This window comes from Bradyrhizobium sacchari, from assembly GCF_002068095.1.
Lineage (GTDB): Bacteria > Pseudomonadota > Alphaproteobacteria > Rhizobiales > Xanthobacteraceae > Bradyrhizobium > Bradyrhizobium sacchari.
Genome location: NZ_LWIG01000026.1, coordinates 462,449 through 479,682, shown reverse-complemented (window position 1 = coordinate 479,682; position 17,234 = coordinate 462,449). Strand labels below are relative to the sequence as shown.

The 17,234-nt window shown below is 65.8% G+C and carries 13 protein-coding genes; 8 read left to right on the top strand and 5 right to left on the bottom strand.

Features of this window, described 5'->3' with window-relative positions; genetic code table 11:
* The coding region (locus A5906_RS26300) for a cation-translocating P-type ATPase (protein ID WP_245326904.1) at nt 1-2,384 on the top strand (2,384 nt) is incomplete at its 5' end.
* 97 nt (nt 2,385-2,481) lie between these two features.
* On the opposite strand, the gene A5906_RS26295 is transcribed toward A5906_RS26300, so the two are convergent.
* From A5906_RS26295 to A5906_RS26285, 3 genes are all read right to left on the bottom strand, one after another.
* A complete protein-coding gene (locus tag A5906_RS26295) occupies nt 2,482-2,985 on the bottom strand; it encodes an MgtC/SapB family protein (RefSeq protein WP_080138141.1) in 504 nt (167 codons plus the stop codon).
* Complete coding sequence (locus A5906_RS26290; RefSeq protein WP_080138280.1) at nt 2,982-3,563, bottom strand: peroxidase-related enzyme; 582 nt, start codon at nt 3,561-3,563, stop codon at nt 2,982-2,984. Before A5906_RS26290 ends, A5906_RS26295 begins: the two co-directional genes overlap by 4 nt.
* Nucleotides 3,564-3,776: 213 nt before the next feature.
* Nucleotides 3,777-5,369, bottom strand: a complete 1,593-nt coding sequence (locus A5906_RS26285; protein WP_245326903.1) for an ATP-binding protein — start codon at nt 5,367-5,369, stop codon at nt 3,777-3,779.
* Between A5906_RS26285 and A5906_RS45015 the strand changes: the two genes are divergently transcribed.
* Both A5906_RS45015 and A5906_RS26280 read left to right on the top strand, forming a co-directional pair.
* Nucleotides 5,362-5,712: a hypothetical protein gene (locus A5906_RS45015; RefSeq protein ID WP_245326902.1), complete on the top strand. Its 351-nt coding sequence runs from the start codon at nt 5,362-5,364 to the stop codon at nt 5,710-5,712. The genes A5906_RS26285 and A5906_RS45015 overlap by 8 nt on opposite strands.
* A gap of 237 nt (nt 5,713-5,949) precedes the next feature.
* A complete protein-coding gene (locus tag A5906_RS26280; RefSeq protein ID WP_080138140.1) occupies nt 5,950-6,915 on the top strand; it encodes a catechol 2,3-dioxygenase in 966 nt (321 codons plus the stop codon).
* Between the two features lie 68 nt (nt 6,916-6,983).
* Here the strand turns inward: A5906_RS26280 and A5906_RS26275 are convergent, their stop codons facing one another.
* Both A5906_RS26275 and A5906_RS26270 read right to left on the bottom strand, forming a co-directional pair.
* On the bottom strand, nt 6,984-10,508 hold the full coding sequence (locus A5906_RS26275; RefSeq protein ID WP_080138139.1) for a molybdopterin cofactor-binding domain-containing protein: 3,525 nt from the start codon (nt 10,506-10,508) through the stop codon (nt 6,984-6,986).
* Nucleotides 10,508-10,990, bottom strand: a complete 483-nt coding sequence (locus A5906_RS26270; RefSeq protein ID WP_080138138.1) for a (2Fe-2S)-binding protein — start codon at nt 10,988-10,990, stop codon at nt 10,508-10,510. Before A5906_RS26270 ends, A5906_RS26275 begins: the two co-directional genes overlap by 1 nt.
* Nucleotides 10,991-11,242: 252 nt before the next feature.
* Here A5906_RS26270 and A5906_RS26265 point away from each other — a divergent pair, with 252 nt between their 5' ends.
* From A5906_RS26265 to A5906_RS26245, 5 genes are all read left to right on the top strand, one after another.
* Nucleotides 11,243-12,700, top strand: coding sequence for a 6-hydroxynicotinate reductase (locus A5906_RS26265; protein WP_080138137.1), 1,458 nt, complete (start codon nt 11,243-11,245; stop codon nt 12,698-12,700).
* Nucleotides 12,697-13,593, top strand: a complete 897-nt coding sequence (locus A5906_RS26260) for a UPF0280 family protein (RefSeq protein WP_080138136.1) — start codon at nt 12,697-12,699, stop codon at nt 13,591-13,593. The genes A5906_RS26265 and A5906_RS26260 overlap by 4 nt, the downstream gene beginning before the upstream one ends.
* 15 nt (nt 13,594-13,608) lie before the next feature.
* Complete coding sequence (locus A5906_RS26255) at nt 13,609-14,193, top strand: amino acid synthesis family protein (RefSeq protein ID WP_018645575.1); 585 nt, start codon at nt 13,609-13,611, stop codon at nt 14,191-14,193.
* An 80-nt stretch (nt 14,194-14,273) separates the two neighbouring features.
* Complete coding sequence (locus A5906_RS26250; RefSeq protein ID WP_080138135.1) at nt 14,274-15,476, top strand: ABC transporter substrate-binding protein; 1,203 nt, start codon at nt 14,274-14,276, stop codon at nt 15,474-15,476.
* A 207-nt stretch (nt 15,477-15,683) separates the two neighbouring features.
* Nucleotides 15,684-17,234 (top strand): ABC transporter permease (locus A5906_RS26245; RefSeq protein ID WP_245326901.1); only part of this gene is annotated, 1,551 nt, incomplete at its 3' end.

Genomic DNA, 17,234 nt, shown 5'->3' with positions numbered 1-17,234 from the left:
GCGGGTTGATCTATCTCGTGGTGGGCGATCTCAAGGAGGCGCTGATCCTCCTGGCCTTCGGGGCGATGTCCATCGTGATCACGGTGGTGCAGGAGACCCGGACCGAACGCGTGCTGGAGGCCCTGCGCGACCTGACCAGCCCGCGTGCGCTGGTGGTGCGGGACGGCGCGCGCCGGCGAATTCCAGGCCGCGAGGTCGTGCGCGGCGATCTCCTCGTCCTCGGTGAAGGTGATCGGGTTCCCGCCGATGCCGTACTCGTCGATGCGCGCGATCTGCAGATTGACGAATCCCTTCTCACCGGCGAGTCCGTGCCCGTCCGCAAGCAGGTCGCCGACGGCCTAGCAATGGCCGATCACCGGCCCGGCGGCGAGGATCAGCCCTTCGTGTATTCCGGTTCGCTCGTCGTACGCGGCGAGGGGCTGGCTCTGGTCGAGGCCACCGGTCCGCGCAGCGAGATCGGGAAGATCGGACTGTCGCTGCGCGGCTTGCAGGCCGAGCCGCCGCGGCTGCAACAACAGACCGCAAGGCTGGTGCGGCTCTGCTTCCTCGGCGGCGCCGTAGTGAGCCTGGCCGCGGTTGCGCTCTATGGCGTCTTGCGCGGGGACTGGCTGCAGGCGCTGCTCGCAGGCATCGCCATCGGCATGTCGATGCTTCCGGAAGAATTCGGCGTCGTCCTCACCGTCTTCATGGCGATGGGCGCGTGGCGCATCTCGCAGGCCCGCGTGCTGACGCGGCGCGCCGCCGCCATCGAGGTTCTGGGGTCTGCAACTATCCTGTGCACCGACAAGACCGGGACGCTGACCCAGAACCAGATGTCCGTCGCGGAGCTGCGGCTGCTCGACGGGGCGCGGATGCGCCCCGCGGCCGGCGAAGATCGCGGCCCGGCGGAATTTGTCGAGCTGGCGCGCTGCGGCGCCCTGGCGAGTTCGCCGGAACCGTTCGATCCGATGGAGAAGGCGCTGCACCAGTTCGCGCGCGACGCCCTGCGCGACGGTGATGCGATGGACGGCGAGCGGACGCTGCTGCGCACCTACGGTCTGCGCCCCGACTTGCTGGCCATGACCCAGGTCTGGCGGACAGCCGGCCGCGGGGACCTCCTCGCATGCGCCAAGGGCGCGCCCGAGGCGGTTGCGCGCCTGTGCAGGCTGAACGATGCCGATCGGGAATTGGTAGGGGATGCCGCCAGCGCGATGGCGAAGGACGGGCTTCGGGTGCTGGGCGTCGCCGTTGCCGTCTGCGATGACAGCTCATTGCCGCAGTCACAGCAGGCCTTCGGATTTCGCTTTGTCGGCCTGATCGGGCTTGCCGATCCGCTGCGGCCCCATGTCCCGGAGGCGGTTCGGGAATGCCGTACGGCCGGAATTCGCGTAGTCATGATCACCGGCGACTACCCGGCAACGGCCGTCGCCATCGCGAACGAGGCTGGCCTCGACGTCCAGGATGTCATGACCGGCGATCAGGTCAGGCTGGCGGATGATCCGGAGCTCGCACGGCGCGTCAGGCATGTGAGCGTGTTCGCGCGGGTCCTGCCGGAACAGAAGCTGCGCATCGTCCAGGCGATGAAAGCCGACAACGAGATCGTGGCCATGACCGGGGACGGCGTCAATGACGCGCCATCGCTCAAGGCCGCTCATATCGGCATTGCGATGGGCGGGCGCGGCACTGACGTCGCGCGAGAGGCGTCGTCGATCGTGTTGCTCGACGACGATTTCGGCTCGATCGTCTCGGCCATTCGCCTGGGGCGCCGCATCTATGACAATCTGCGCAAGGCGATGGCCTTCATCTTCGCCGTTCACGTCCCGATCGCCGGACTTGCGCTGCTGCCGCTGGTGTTCGGGCTGCCACTGATCTTCAGTCCGGTGCACATCGCGTTTCTGGAGCTGATCATCGACCCCGTGTGCTCGCTGGTGTTCGAGGCGGAGCGCGAAGAGCGCGATGCGATGACGCGCCCGCCGAGACGGGCCGATGCCGAGCTGTTCTCCTGGGCCCTGGTCGGCTGGAGCGTTCTTCAGGGCGCGCTCGCCTTCGCCCTGACCGCCGTCATATTCGTCGGCGCGCTTCGCTCCGGCCTTGCCGCCGACGAGGCGCGGGCGCTGACCTTCGTGACGCTCGTGGTCTGCTTCGTCGCGCTGGTCCTGGTCAACCGCTCCTTCAGCGCCTCGTTCATGTCGGCTTTCTTCCGGCCAAATCCCGCGCTGGCCTGGATCTTTGCAGCGGTCGCCGCCGTTCTCGCCACCGTTCTGCTCTGGCCGCCGGCCTCCAGCCTGTTCCGCTTCGGTCCGCTGCATGCCGATGATCTCACGATCACGCTCGGCGCGGGATTGCTGCTGCTGACGCTGCTCGAAGCGTTGAAGTCGCTATGGGCGCGGCGGCTTCGATTCTGAAGTGCGATGAGATTGGGATGAATCGTCATCGCGCTTCAGGCTATTGTTTGTGCATGATCTTTTCGGAAAACCGTTTCGCACTTTTCCGGATCATGCTCTAGTTTCCGCCCGGAGAGCCCGGCCTCGCTGGCCCATCGCTTTCTTGCGTCTCGTGCCTGCCGCCGAGCATCCGGTGCAGCCAGTGCTCGGTGCGGTTGCCGACGGTGAGGATCAGGAAGGCCAGTGTCAGCGCCGTGCCGACGATCGGCCATTGGCCGATGCCGCAGGCGATGCCGAGGCAGGCGGCGAGGAAGGTGCAGGCGGCGCTGGTCAGGCCGCGGACGCGGAACCGGTCGCTTTCGTGGACGATGACGCCGGCACCGAGGAAGCCGATGCCGGTGAGGATGCCCTGGATGACGCGGCTCGCCGCATCGTTGATCTTGCCGGGCTCGGCGAACTGCATGGCCAGCAATACGACGGTCGCGGTCGAGAGCCCGACGATGCCAAGCGTCTTCAGCCCGATCGGCTTGCCGTGCAGGTCACGATTGAGGCCGATGGCGCAGCCTGCGAGCGTGGCAACGCCGAGGCGCAGCAGGATCTCGGGCCAGTCCAGCGCGGTCATTTCTTCGGCAGGCGTCCCATCAGGTAGAACTCCTCGTTCGGCCGCATGCCCGTGAAATTCGCCAGTCGGTTCGACAGCGCGAAGAAGGCGGAGATCGCGGCAATGTCCCAGATGTCGTCGTCGCTGAAGCCGTGCGGCCCGAGCGCGGCGAAATCTTCCTCCGACACGCGCTGCGCATCGGCGGAGACCTTCATCGCGAAATCGAGCATCGCCTTCTGGCGCGGCGTGATGTCGGCCTTGCGGTAGTTCACCGCGACCTGGTCGGCGATCAGCGGATTCTTGGCGCGGATGCGAAGGATCGCGCCATGGGCGATGACGCAATACTGGCACTGGTTGGCGGCCGAGGTCGCCACCACGATCATCTCGCGCTCGGCCTTGGTCAGGCCGCCGTCCTTCTCCATCAGCGCGTCGTGATAGGCGAAGAAGGCGCGGAACTCGTCGGGGCGGTAGGCCAAGGTCAGGAACACGTTCGGCACGAAGCCGCTCTTTTCCTGCACGCCGAGGAGGCGGGTACGGATGTCCTCGGGAAGCGTGTCGAGGGCAGGAGCGGGGAAGCGTTGCGCGGCGGTTTTTGTCATGTGCATGGATTCCGGCATTTAGGCCGGCAACCATAGTCGATGCGGGCGGTGGGCTCAATCTGGCCGGCCGCGTTTGCCGCGAGCAAAGCGCGAGTTATGGGCGCTCCATCCACCGTCATTGCGAGCGCAGCGAAGCCAATCCAGTATCCCTCCGCGGAAAGACTCTGGATTGCTTCGCTGCGCTCGCAATGACGGTGTGGAGAAAGTGCGGCCTTACCGCAGCGGCTTCTTCAAGAGCGAGAAGCGGTCCGGGTCGAGGCCCATCGAGGGCTGCAACATCGGCGCTTCGGCTGGCGCGAGCGACTTGGCCGGCGGTGCGGAGAACACCGGATCGTTCGGCACGTCGCGCTGCGAGGTGGCGCCGCGCCAGCGCTCGAGCACGGCCCCGACGAAATGCATGTCGTGGCCGGATGTGAGAGACGGAACGCTGCTGATGGTGGCTTCACCGCGCGGCAATTGATGCGGCGGCACTTCCTTGAAGCGCAGGCGGGTCGGCAGCGCGACGCCTTCGCCGAACGCCAGCACTTCGCGGGTGCCGAGCGAAGGCACGAAGGACAGGAGGTTCGCAGCCGCATCCGACACCGCGGCGCGCAGCAGCGCCTGGTCGCGGTCGTTGGCAAGACGCATCGTGAACAGCGTGTTGCACTGGGAGATGATGGTGGCGTCGAGCTCGGCGGGGCGCTGCGTGATCAGGCCGAGATAGACGCCGTATTTGCGGCCTTCCTTGGCGATGCGGGATACCGCCTTGCGGGTCGGGCCGAAGCCGACATTGCGGTCGGCGGAGGCGTAGCGGTGCGCTTCCTCGCAGACGAAGAGCAGCGGCGAGACGCCGTCGCTCCACAGGCCGAAGTCGAAGGCCATGCGGCAGAGCACCGAGACGACGGAATCGATCACCTCCGCCGGGAAGCCGGCGAGCTGCATCACCGTCATCGGCTTGCCGTTGGCGGGCAGGCGGAACAGATGGCTGATCACCTCGGCCATGGTGTCGCCGCCGACATTGGCGTTGTCGAACATGAAGGCGTAGCGCGGGTCGTTGCGCACGGCGTCGATGCGCGAGATCAGCTTGTGATAGATGATGCGCGAGGAGCGGTTCTCCAGCTTGCCCATGCGCTCGTCGATCAGCGAGACGAGGTCGACCAGGCGGTACGGCACCGGCGTGTCGACCGTGTAGCCGATCTGCTTGGGATCGATGCGCTTCAGACCGATGCGGTCGGCGTTCTGGTACTGGGTGTAGACGCCCTTGGCGATCGGGATCACCTCGGCGAGGATGTCGAGCTCCTCCGGCACGCCGGGGCGGCCCGCGAACAGCACGTCGACGATTTCCTCGAAGTTGAACAGCCAGAACGGCAGCTTCAGGTTCCGCGGGTTCAGCACCAGCGCGCGGTCGCCGAAGCAGCGGCCATATTCGTTGTGGACGTCGAGCAGGAAGATGCGCAGGTTCGGCCGCGCCTTCAAAATCTCGTTGAGCAGCAGCGAGACACCGGTCGATTTGCCGACGCCGGTCGAGCCCAGCACGGCAAAATGCTTGGACAGCATTTCCTCGACGTCGACATAGGCGACGACGGAGCGGTCCTGCTGCAGGAAGCCGACATTGATCTGATCCGATCCGGTCGGCGCGTAGATCGTGCGCAGCTCCTGGCTGGTGATCAGGTCGACGGCATCGCCGATGGTCGGATAGTTGGTGACGCCGCGCTGGAATTTGGCCTTGTCGGCGGCGTTGAGAATCTCGCCGAGCAGGTCGACCGAGGCGATGGCGATGTAGTTGTCGGTGCTCGACAAGTTCTCGCAGGAGACCTCGGTGATCATCGCGACGATCACCGAGCTCGCGCAGCGAATGCTGACGAAGCGGCCGACGGTGGCCCGAACCTCCGAGATCGGCATCTGGCTGGCCGCCAAGAGCCCGACCCGGGCAAGCGATCCACGTACCGAAATCACGCGTCCAAAGGATGTCACGATGAATCAACCCGGCAAGAGCGAGGAATTTGTTCCAGACTATGCGCGGCGGTCGCTGGACAAACGGTTAAACGCGGGGCGCGCCCGCTCCGTTAAATCCGCGGCAATTGGGTCAGGAGCTTTGTCGCCAATGCATGCTTTTGGGGGAATCGGCCGGAATATTCCGCATTTCTGGCCGCCAAATCGGCGATCTTAGGGAAGATTTTACCATTTGGGCAGGCTGCCGTCCGTTCCGGAGACGCGCAGCGGGTCCGCCGCGCGCCATTCGCGGAGGACGGTGGTTGATTTGTTGACGAGACCTAATCATTTGTACATTAGTACAAATGAAATCGTCGCCGCTAACAGACGCGCGTCAGCACGCCTTGCGTCTCTAGCGCGCCGTCGGCCAGGCGGAACGCAGCTACGCCTTACTGGACAAGCCCCGGAGGACATCATGCAGCCCGAACCGATCCTCGATCTCGCTCATCTCGGCCACATGGAACTGCTGACGCCGAAACCCGACGAGAGCCTGAGATTCTTCGTCGACGTCATGGGCATGACCGTCAGCGGGCAGAAGGGCGAGTCCGTCTATTTGCGCGGCTGGGACGACTACGAGCGCTATTCGCTCAAGCTCACGGCATCGAAGACGTCAGGCATGGAGCACATGGCGCTGCGCGCGCGCAGCCAGCAAGCGCTGGAGCGCCGCGTCGCCGCGCTCAAGGGATCCGGCTTCGACATCGGCTGGGTTGACGGCGACATGGGGCAGGGGCCGACCTTCCGCTGCCGCGATCCCGATGGCCACATCGTCGAGCTCTATTACGAGACCGAATGGTATCAGGCCCCGCCGGAGCTCAAACCCGCGCTGAAGAACCAGGCACAGCGCTTTCCCGCTCGCGGCGTCAATGTCCGCCGCCTCGACCACCTCAACTGCCTCGCCGTCGACATCAAGGCCAACCGCGAGTTCTTCGAAAACTATCTCGGCTGCCGGCTCACCGAGCAGATCGTGCTCAACGACGGCCGGGAAGCTGCGATGTGGCTGACGATGTCGAACAAGAGCTACGACTTCGCCTATTCGCTGGACCATTCCGGCGTGCCGGGCCGCTTCCACCACGTCACCTACGCGCTCGACAGCCGCGAGGAGATTTTGCGCGCTGCAGATATCTTTCTTGAGAATGGCATCCACATCGAGACCGGGCCGCACAAGCACGCGATCCAGCAGACCTTCTTCCTGTACGTCTACGAACCCGGCGGCAACCGTGTCGAGGTCGCCAATGCCGGCGCGCGCCTGATCCTCGCGCCCGACTGGAAGCCGATCGTGTGGACGGAAGAGGAGCGCAAGAAGGGCCAGGCCTGGGGGTTGAAGACGATCGAGTCCTTCCACACCCACGGCACGCCGCCGGTGGAGGTGAAGCACGGGTAGCGTTGTGGCTCTGGCGTTTCATTCAGCGTCATTCCGGGCTCGCCGCTTCGCGTCGCCCCGAATGACATCTAATGGGTTGAGCTGCGCACCCTTGCGATCGTCTCGCGCACGCCGGTCCATGCCGGTCTGTCCGGCGCGAACTGCTTGCGCAGGAAGGTGACGAGCTCCTCGAGCTGTGCGTCGCTCATGCTATTCCTGAACGCGGGCATGTAGCCGAGATCGCTCGACACAGGCTCGGCAATTCCGTGCAGGATCACCTGCACGAGATTGTCCGATGTCGCGCTGTGCAGATTGCTGTTGAGCGCGAGCGAGGGCCGGCTGCCGAACAACGGCAGGCCGCCGACCTCATGGCACACGGCGCAGGCGCCCTGATAGAGGCGTGCGCCGGTGGAGGCGGCGGTGGTGACTTGTGTTGCGCTTTCGAGCCTTGCGGCGAGCGCATCCTGTGCCTGCGTCGCGGTATCGTTGAACGAGCCGAGATAGACCGCCATCGCACGGATGTCCTGATCGGGCAGGGCCTTGAGATCCCGCACGATCGGCGCCATCGGGCCGGCCGCGACGCCGTGGTAGCGCGAATGGCCGGTGCGCAAATAAGCGTAGAGCTCGTCCTCGCTCCAGGGGATCGGCGCATGCGAGAGCGAGGTCAGCGGCGGCGCTTCCCAGCGCTCGGCAAAACCGCCTGCAAGATAAGCGTTGCGCTGCTCGGCGCCGAGCGCGTTGCGCGGTGAATGGCAGCCGCTGCAATGGCCGAGACCTTCGACGAGATAGGCGCCACGATTCCAAGCCTCCGATCTGGCGGGATCGGGCTTGAACTCCTGCGGTTGATGGAACAGCGCATTCCAGCCCGCCAGCAGCGGGCGGAGATTGAACGGGAAGGCGAGCGTGTTCGCGGGCGCCGTCGCGCGCACCGCGGGCTGGGCCATCAGGTAGGCGTAGAGCGCCTGCATATCGGCGTCGCTGGTCCTCGCAAAATGCGTGTAGGGGAAGGCGGGGTAGAGCTGGCGCCCGTCGCGATGCAGGCCATCGCGCATCGCGCGCTCGAAGGCGGGATAGGACCAGGCGCCGATGCCGGTCTCGACGTCGGGCGTGATGTTGGTGCTGTGGATGACGCCGAACGGCGTCTCAAGCGCGCGGCCGCCAGCGTTGGGCATGCCGCCGAGATTGGTGTGGCACTCCGCGCAATTGCCGAGCGCCGCAAGCTGCTCTCCGCGCGCAATTGTTGCCGCGGAATAGACCGATGCATCGGGCCGCGCGATCGGCGCGATCGCGCGCCCCGGAAGAAGCGCTGCGCCGATGCCGATCGCGGCGGTGCAGACGGCGGCGATCGTTGCGAAGATGCCGGCGCGCTTGGCGAAGGGATTTTCCCAAATGCGAGACGGCTTCGGGGCTGCGGGCGCGGGCAGGGCCTCCGGCACGGGTGACGCTTCACCATGCAATCCCCTCAGGATGCGTTCCGGCGTGAATGGCGGCTCGCGGAAGCGCACGCCGGTGGCGTCGAAGATGGCATTTGCGATCGCCGCCGCGCTCGGCACGGACGCGGATTCGCCGACGCCGAGCGGCGGCTGGTCCTGCCGCGGGAGCATCAGGACGTCGATCTTGGGCACGTCGGGGAAGGGGATGATCGGATAGGCGCCCCATTCGCGCGCCGCCACCGCACCGCGCTCGAACGAGACCTCCTCCATCAGCGCGCGGCTGGTGGACTGGATGACGTTGCCGTGGATCTGGTGGCGCACGCCGTCCGGATTGATCATCAGGCCGGAGTCCTGCCCGGCGACGACGCGCGTGACGCTGACATCGCCGGTGGTCTTGTTCACCGCGACGTCCGTAACCCACGCCGACCACGCCGCGCCATAGCCTGGAAACTTGCTGTGGACGTAGAGCGCATAGGCAAAGCCGCGGCCGTGCACGACCTCGCCGTCCTTCTCCTCGCGGACCGGGCGCGGCGTCCAGCCCGCGCGTTCGGCGACAGCATTGATGAGATCGATCGCGCGCGGGTCTTTGAGATAGCGCAGGCGGTATGCGATCGGATCGACGCCGGCCTCGGTCGCGGCTTCGTCGATATAGGATTCATGCGCAAAGGTATTCGGCAGCGCCGAGACGCCGCGAAACCATGAGGCACGCACGATCGGTGCCATGTCGCGGGCGACGACGCGCATGTGGTCGTAGTCGTAAGGTGGGATCGCGGTGCGGTCGCCCATCTGCAGCACGGCGGGATCGGGCGAGATGCGGCCGGTCAACAGGAGTGCGAGCGTCGGTGCCGCATTCGACGGATAGCGCGTGGCGAGATCGTAGGCAGCGATGCCGCCGTCGGCGTCGAGCCCGCCGTTGACGTCGATCAGTTGCGCGGTGCCCTTGGGCTCCCAGGCATGCTCCTGCTCCCGCGTCAATTGCACGCGGACAGGCCGGCCGACGGCGCGCGATAGCAGCAGCGCATCCGCGGTGACGTCGTCGGCACAGTTGCGGCCGTAGCAGCCGGCGGCCTCCAGCCTGACGACCTCGATCTCGCTCTCGGGGCGTTCGATCAGCAGGGCGAGGTCGCTCCGCAGCACATGCGGATTCTGCGTGCCCGACCAGACGCGGATATTGCCGTCCTGGAAATCGGCGACGGCGCAGGACGGGCCGATCGATGCATGCATCTGATACGGCCAGATGTAAGTGCGCTGCATCGGCTTGGCCGCGCCTGATATCGCCTTGTCGACCTCGCCCTTGTCGATCAGCGTGCGCGGGCTCGAGGGATTGGTGCGCAGCGCGGTCTCGACGTCAGCGAGATCGGTGAGCTTCGGCGTCGGCTTCCAGCTCAGCTTGAGCTGCTCGGCAGCGCGAATCGCATTCTCTTCGCGCTCGGCGACGACGCCGACGAAGTCGCCGATGTGCACGACGGCGACGAGGCCGGGGATGTCGCGTACCGAGGATTCATCGACCGCGAGCAGGCTGGTGCCGACGAACGGGCCGGCATCGACGCCGGCATAGGGCGGGCGCACCACGCGGCCGTGCAGCATGCCGGGCAAGCGAATGTCGTGCACGAAGGTCAGCTCGCCCGTGGCCTTGGCCGGCAGATCGACGCGCGGGACGGAGTGGCCAACGATGGCGTAGTCGCCGACGGGTTTCACAGTGACGTCGTCTTCGAGCTCGAGCCGGATTTCTTCGCCGCCGATCAGCTCGCCATAGCTGACGCTGCGGTTGTCGTGCCCGCGCACGAGGCCGTCTTCGATCTTGAGGTCGGTGGCCGGCAGCTCCAGGCGTTCGGCCGCGCGCGCGATCAGGAAGTGCCTTGCCTGCGCCGCGGCCCTGCGCAGGGGCACGGCGGTGATCTGGATGGTCTCGCTCGCGATTGTCGCGCCCTGGTTCGGTACCACGGCCGTGTCGCCGAGCACGACGACGACGCGCGCAAAGGAGACGTCGAGCTCTTCGGCGACGATCTGGCCCAGCGCGGTGCGGATGCCCGTGCCGAGATCGACATGGCCATTATAGGCAGTGACCGAGCCGTCCGCGGTGATGCGGACGAAGGTCTCGGATGTAACCTCATCCACGCTGCGGGCGACAATGAGCGAACCCGATGGGCGCACAGCTCCGTTCGAAACAGGGGAAGCCATCAATCTGCGGCCTCGGTGAGCTGGCCCGACGCGCGCATCACCGCGCGCAAGATCTCGACATGCGTGCCGCAGCGGCAGAGATTGTAGCGCAGCGCCGCCAGCGCCTCCTGCTCTGAAGGCTGCGGGTTGATGGCGAGCAGCGCCTTGGTGGTCATGATCATGCCGTTGAGGCAATAGCCACATTGCGCGGCCTGCTCGTCGATGAAAGCCTGTTGCACGACGTCAGGCTTGTCGCGTGTGCCGAGCCCTTCGAGCGTCACGATGTCGCGGCCGGCGCAGCCGCCGATCGGAATGACGCAGGAGCGCGCCGCGGCGCCGTCGATCAGGACAGTACAGGTGCCGCATTCGCCCAGGCCGCAACCATATTTCGGGCCGTTGAGCGCGAGATCGTTGCGCAGCACGTAGAGCAGCGGCGTCTCGCGCGCTGCTGTGACCTCGTGGATCCTGCCGTTCACGGTGAGGCGGATCGGTGTCTGCGTCATCCTTGTTCCCAAACCCAACACGATGCAGTCGTAAAAATTCTACGTCGTGACGATACCGTTTGTACACAAACGTGCAAGCCGTGCATGCCGCACTGCAGCGCGACTGCCTTCTTTGTGGACAGAGCCGATAGGCAAATGAGGTTTTATGCGGCAGGCGCATCTTTTGCGCTGCACCGCCGCTTGACAGGCCTGGGGGACCACGCGCAACATCGTTCGTATACGAATGATAACGACGTCTCCGCTGGCTCCGACATGGTGACTGAAACAACGAGCGCTGCCACCGACAAGATCCGCTGCGATGCCTGTCCGGTGATGTGCTACATCAAGCCGGGCGCGGCGGGCGCCTGCGATCGCTATGCCAACCACGACGGCAAGCTGGTCCGCGTCGATCCGCATGTGATCCTGGAGCGTACCGTCTCGCATGGCGGCAAGCTCGTTCCGTTCAGCCGCACCGAAGATTGGGACGGCAAGATCGTCCACGAGCCTTCGACCTTCGTGACGGCGATCGGCGCGGGCACGACCTATCCCGACTACAAGCCGGCGCCGTTCATCGTCTCCGCAGAGGTCGATGGCGTCGACATGGTGACCGTGGTCACCGAGGGCATCTTCTCCTATTGCGGCGTCAAGGTGAAGATCGACACCGACCGCTATCTCGGCCCGGAGACCGCGACCGTCCGCGCGCAGGGCGAGGCGGTCGGCCACGTCACCACCAGCGAATACGGCTCGCAGATGCTGTCGCTCGGCGGCGTGCATCATCTGACCGGCGGCTCCAAGAAGGAGGGCCGCGTCACCTGCGACACGCTGATGGACCTCGCCAATTGCAAGCCGGTGGAACTGACCATCGACGGCGGCGCGACGGTGGTGGTGCAGGCCGGCCAGCCGCCGATCGTCAATGGCGTGAAGGAAGAGCGCATGCGCGTCGGCTGCGGCTCGGCGACGATCGGCATGTTCGCCAAGCAATGGCACGGCAAGGTCGACGAGGTCGTCGTGGTCGACGACCACATCACCGGTGTGCTGAGCGAGCATCAGGCCGGCAAGCTGCTCGACATCGCCGACACTGGAATCAAGATGAAGGGCCGCCGCTCGACGCCCGGCCGCTACTTCCAGGTGGCCGATCCCGGCACCGGGTGGGGCGGCACCAACATCTCCAATCCGCTCGCGATCCTCGGGCCGTTCGACAAGAAGGAAGCGAAGGCCGGATTGACCATGCTGATGGTCTCCACCACCGGCGAGCATTCGTCCTATTACGTGCTCGACGAGGCCTTGAATCCGATCGAGACCGAGATGCCGCCCGATCTGAAGTTCTCGGTCGAGCGCATCCAGGAAAACTGCGAGCCGGCGCTATGCACGGTGCTGTTCATGGCAGGTGCCGGCGGCTCGCTGCGCGCCGGCGTCACCGACAATCCGGTGCGGCTGACGCGCTCGGTGAAGGACGCGCTGACCCGCGTCACCAGCGGCGGCGCGCCTGTCTATGTCTGGCCGGGCGGCGGCATCACCTACATGGTCGACGTCACGCAGATGCCTGCGGGTGCGTTCGGCTATGTGCCGACACCGGCGCTGGTTGCGCCGATCGAGTTCACGATGAAGCTGTCCGACTACGCCGCGCTTGGCGGGCACATGGATTATGTCAAGCCGCTCTCCGAGGTGCAGAACGGCGACGATGTCCGCCAGTTGCCCTGGCAGAACCCGATCCCGGGACCTCGGGCATGACGCGGCTCCCGCAAATCGCATTGCTGTCTGATGGCCGGCGGCTGCATTTGCAGGATGGACCGATTGATCTGGTCGTCGAGGCGAGGGGGCCCGCCGGCGTGGTGCGCACCGCCTACGAAGCTGCGGCGCAGCGGTTCACTGGACTGCTTGACGAACTCTGCGCGGAATTGCCGGAGCTGCGCGCGGCCGCAGGGGGGCAGACCTCGCTGAAGGGCGTTGTCGCGCGCCGCATGCACGCCGCTGTTGCGCCCTATGCCGCCGATTGCTTCATCACGCCGATGGCCGCGGTGGCCGGCAGCGTGGCGGAGGAGATTTTGCGCGCAATGCTTGATTCCGCGACACTCGATCGGGCCTATGTGAACAATGGCGGCGACATCGCGCTGCATCTCGGCAAGGGCGAGCATTTTTCGGTCGGCCTGATGGATCGGCCGGACCGCGATGGCTTGATGCGGACCATGAGGGTCGAGGCGAACGATCCCGCGCGTGGGATTGCGACCAGCGGACGCCACGGCCGCAGCTTTTCGCTGGGGATAGCGGACGCCGTGACGGTGCTCGCGGCGACGGCGTCGCAGGCCGATGCGGCCGCGACTGTCATCGCCAATGCCGTCGATCTGCCCGGGCATCCCGCCATCGTCCGCAAGCCCGCGAACGGGATTCAGCCCGACAGCGATCTCGGCGCGCGTCTTGTCACCCGCGAAGTCGGTGAATTGTCGCAAGACGAGATCGCAGCCGCGCTGGAATCTGGCGCGGAATGTGCACGGCAATTGTTCGATAGAGGATTGATCGAGGGTGCCGTGCTGCGGCTTTGTGGTGATATGCTTGTCGTCGGAACCAAAGATATAGAAGAGCAACGAACGCGCCCGCCTGTGCTGGAGAACGCGGTCGGTGCCTGACCAGGGAAGCGAAGCATGAGCGCGATCATCCGCAAGATCGTCACCGTCGTCGAAGAGACGCAGATGGAGATGGGCCGCCAGGTCTCGCCGCCGACCCGGCGTGCCGCCGCGATCGCCGTGATCGAAAATCCATTCGCCGGAAAATATGTCGAGGATCTCTCGCCGCTGATCGCGATCGGTGAGGAGCTCGGCGAGCTCCTGTCGAAGCGCGCGGTGGCAGCGCTCGGCATCGAAGGCGCCAAGGCACAGAGCTATGGCAAGGCCGCGGCCGTCGGCGAGAACGGCGAGCTGGAGCATGCCGCCGCGATCCTCCACCCCAAGATGGGTGCGCCGGTGCGCAAGGTTCTGGGTAAGGGCGCGGCGCTGATCCCGTCGTCGAAGAAGCGCAGCGGTCCGGGCACCACGCTCGACATTCCGCTCGGCCACAAGGACGCGGCCTTCGTGCGCAGTCATTTCGACGGCATGGAGGTGCAGATCAACGATGCGCCGCGCGCCAACGAAATCATGGTCGCGGTCGCCGTCACCGACAGCGGCCGTCCGCTGCCGCGCGTGGGCGGGCTGACGGTTGCGGAAGTCAAGGGCGAAGACGGTTTGAGATAGGGTTTGAACCGGGGAGGCGGGCACAGCTTCCCCGACAAGATCACGCTGAAGACGTAGAGAGTTCAAAACTGGAGGTTGGGATGCGAGCGAGAAACTATTTTGTGGGCGCGGCCTTCGCGCTTTTGGCGGGCGGCATGGCCCATTCGGCCGTGGCGCAGGACATCAAGATCGGCGAGATCAACAGCTACTCGCTGCTGCCGGCATTCACCGAGCCCTATCGCAAGGGCTGGCAGCTTGCTGTTGAGGAAATCAACGCGGCCGGCGGCATCAACGGCAAGAAGCTCGTCGTCATCTCCAAGGATGACGGCGGCAAGCCGGCCGATGCGCAGACCGCGGCCAACGAGCTCGTCTCCAGCGAAGGCGTCGCGATGCTGACCGGCACGTTCCTGTCGAACATCGGCCTCGCGGTCTCCGACTTCGCCAACCAGAAGAAGGTGTTCTTCCTCGCGGCCGAACCGCTGACGGACGCGGTGACCTGGTCCAAGGGCAACAAGTATACCTTCCGCCTGCGTCCTTCCAACTACATGCAGGCCGCGATGCTGGTGGAGGCTGCCGCCAAGCTGCCCGCAAAACGCTGGGCGACGATCGCGCCGAACTACGAATACGGCCAGTCGGCGGTCGCGGTGTTCAAGAAGCTGATGTCGGAGAAGCGCCCGGACATCCAGTGGGTCGACGAGCAGTGGCCGCCGCAGGGCAAGATCGACGCAGGTCCCGTGGTGCAGGCGGTTGCCGCGGCCAATCCCGAAGCGATCCTCAACGTCACCTTTGGTGCCGACCTCGTCAAGCTCGTGCGCGAAGGCAACACCCGCGGTCTGTTCAAGGGGCGCGAGGTCGTCTCGTTCCTCACCGGCGAGCCCGAATATCTCGATCCGCTCAAGGACGAGACGCCGGAGGGCTGGATCGTGACCGGCTATCCCTGGTATTCGATCAAGACGCCCGAGCATGATGCGTTCCTGAAGGCCTACCAAACCAAGTACAACGACTATCCCCGTCTCGGCTCCATCGTCGGCTACCAGACCATCAAGGCGGCGGCCGCAATCCTCGCGAAGGCCGGCTCGACCGATCCGGAGAAGCTGATTGCCGCGGCTGAAGGACTGTCGATGGGCTCGCCCTTCGGCGAGATCACCTTCCGCAAGATCGACCACCAGTCGACGCTCGGCGCTTACGTCGGCAAGACCGCGCTGAAGGACGGCAAGGGCGTGATGGTGGACTCCGTCTACAAGAAGGGCGCGGACTACCTGCCGAGCGACGCCGAGGTCGAGAAGCTGCGCCCGAAGGATTGATCGTTCTCTATCTCTCCCTCTCGCCGCTCTTCGCGGGGAGAGGGTTGGGGTGAGGGGGAGCCTCCGCGAGGGAGGTGACAGTTAGCCCTGCGGAGACTCCCCCTCACCCGGATCGCATCTACGATGCGATCCGACCTCTCCCCGCAAGCGGGGAGAGGTGAACGAAGCCTCGCATGCCGCGGCATGCAACACCAACCCGGACCGAAGATGGCCTTTTACGTCGTACAGTTTCTGACCGGTCTCGCCAGCGCAGCGTCGCTGTTCCTGGTGGCGTCGGGCCTGTCGATCATCTTCGGCGTGACGCGGATCGTGAATTTCGCGCACGGCGCGTTCTACATGATCGGCGCCTATATCGCCTTCACGCTGACCGAGCGTCTCTCCGGCGCGCTCGGCTTCTGGGGCAGCATCGTGCTGGCGGCGCTCGCCGTGGCGCTGATCGGCGTGCTGGTCGAGATGGTGCTGCTCCGCCGCATCTATCATGCGCCCGAACTGTTCCAGCTGCTCGCGACGTTCGGTCTGACCCTGATGGTCGAAGATCTCGTCGTGCTGATCTGGGGGCCCGACGATCTCGTCGGCCGCCGCGCGCCGGGCTTCAAGGGTGCGATCGACTTCTTCGGCCAGAACATCCCGAGCTACGACCTGTTCCTGATCGTGCTCGGCCCGGTCGTGCTCGGCGTTCTCTGGCTGCTGTTCCAGCGCACGCGATGGGGCGTCTTGGTGCGGGCGGCGACGCAGGACCGCGACATGGTCGCAGCGCTCGGCGTCAATCAGAAATGGCTGTTCACATCAGTGTTCGCGGTCGGCGTCTTCCTCGCCGCGCTCGGCGGCGCGCTCCAGATCCCGCGCGATGCCGTGCATCACGCCATGGACCTGCGCATCATCGTCGAGGTCTTCGTCGTGGTCGTGATCGGCGGCCTCGGCAGCATCGTCGGCGCCTTCGTCGCGGCGGTGCTGGTCTCCGAGCTCAATGCCTTCGGCATCCTGATCTTCCCGAAGATCTCCATCATCCTGGTCTTCCTGGTGATGGCGGTGGTGCTGATCGTGCGGCCCTGGGGCCTGTTCGGCAAGCCGGAGGCAGCGGCGCGCAAGACGCCGGGTCTCACCGTCAATCCCTGGCGTCCGCTGACCTCGAACGAGCGGTTGGCCTCGCTGGCCGCGCTCGTCATCGCCGCGACGCTGCCGCTGTTCGCCGGCAATTACGCCCTCACGGTAGGCTCGGAGATCGCGATCTTCGTGATCTTCGCCGTCAGCCTGCACTTCCTGATGTCGGTCGGCGGGCTCGCTTCTTTCGGCCACGCCGCCTATTTCGGGCTCGGCGCCTATGGCATCGCCTTCCTGGCCAAGATGGCGGGGTTGCCGATGATCGTCTGTCTGCTGCTTGGGCCGCTGCTCGGCTGCATGGGCGCGGCCGTGTTCGGCTTCTTCGCCGTGCAGCTCTCGGGCGTCTATTTCGCCATGCTGACGCTCGCCTTCGCCCAGATCGTGTGGTCGATCGCGTTCCAGTGGGTGAGCGTGACAGGCGGCGACAACGGCATCCTGGGTGTGTGGCCGGAGAAGTGGGCGGCGAGCCCGTCGAACTTCTACTGGCTGGCGCTCGGCGTCGCCGCGCTCGTCACGATCGCGCTGCGGGTCATGGTGTTCTCGCCGTTCGGCTACGCGCTCCGCGCCACGCGCGACTCGGTGCTGCGCAGCGAGGCGATCGGCATCAATGCCAAGCGCATCCAGTGGACCGCCTTCGTCATCGCGGGCACCACCGCC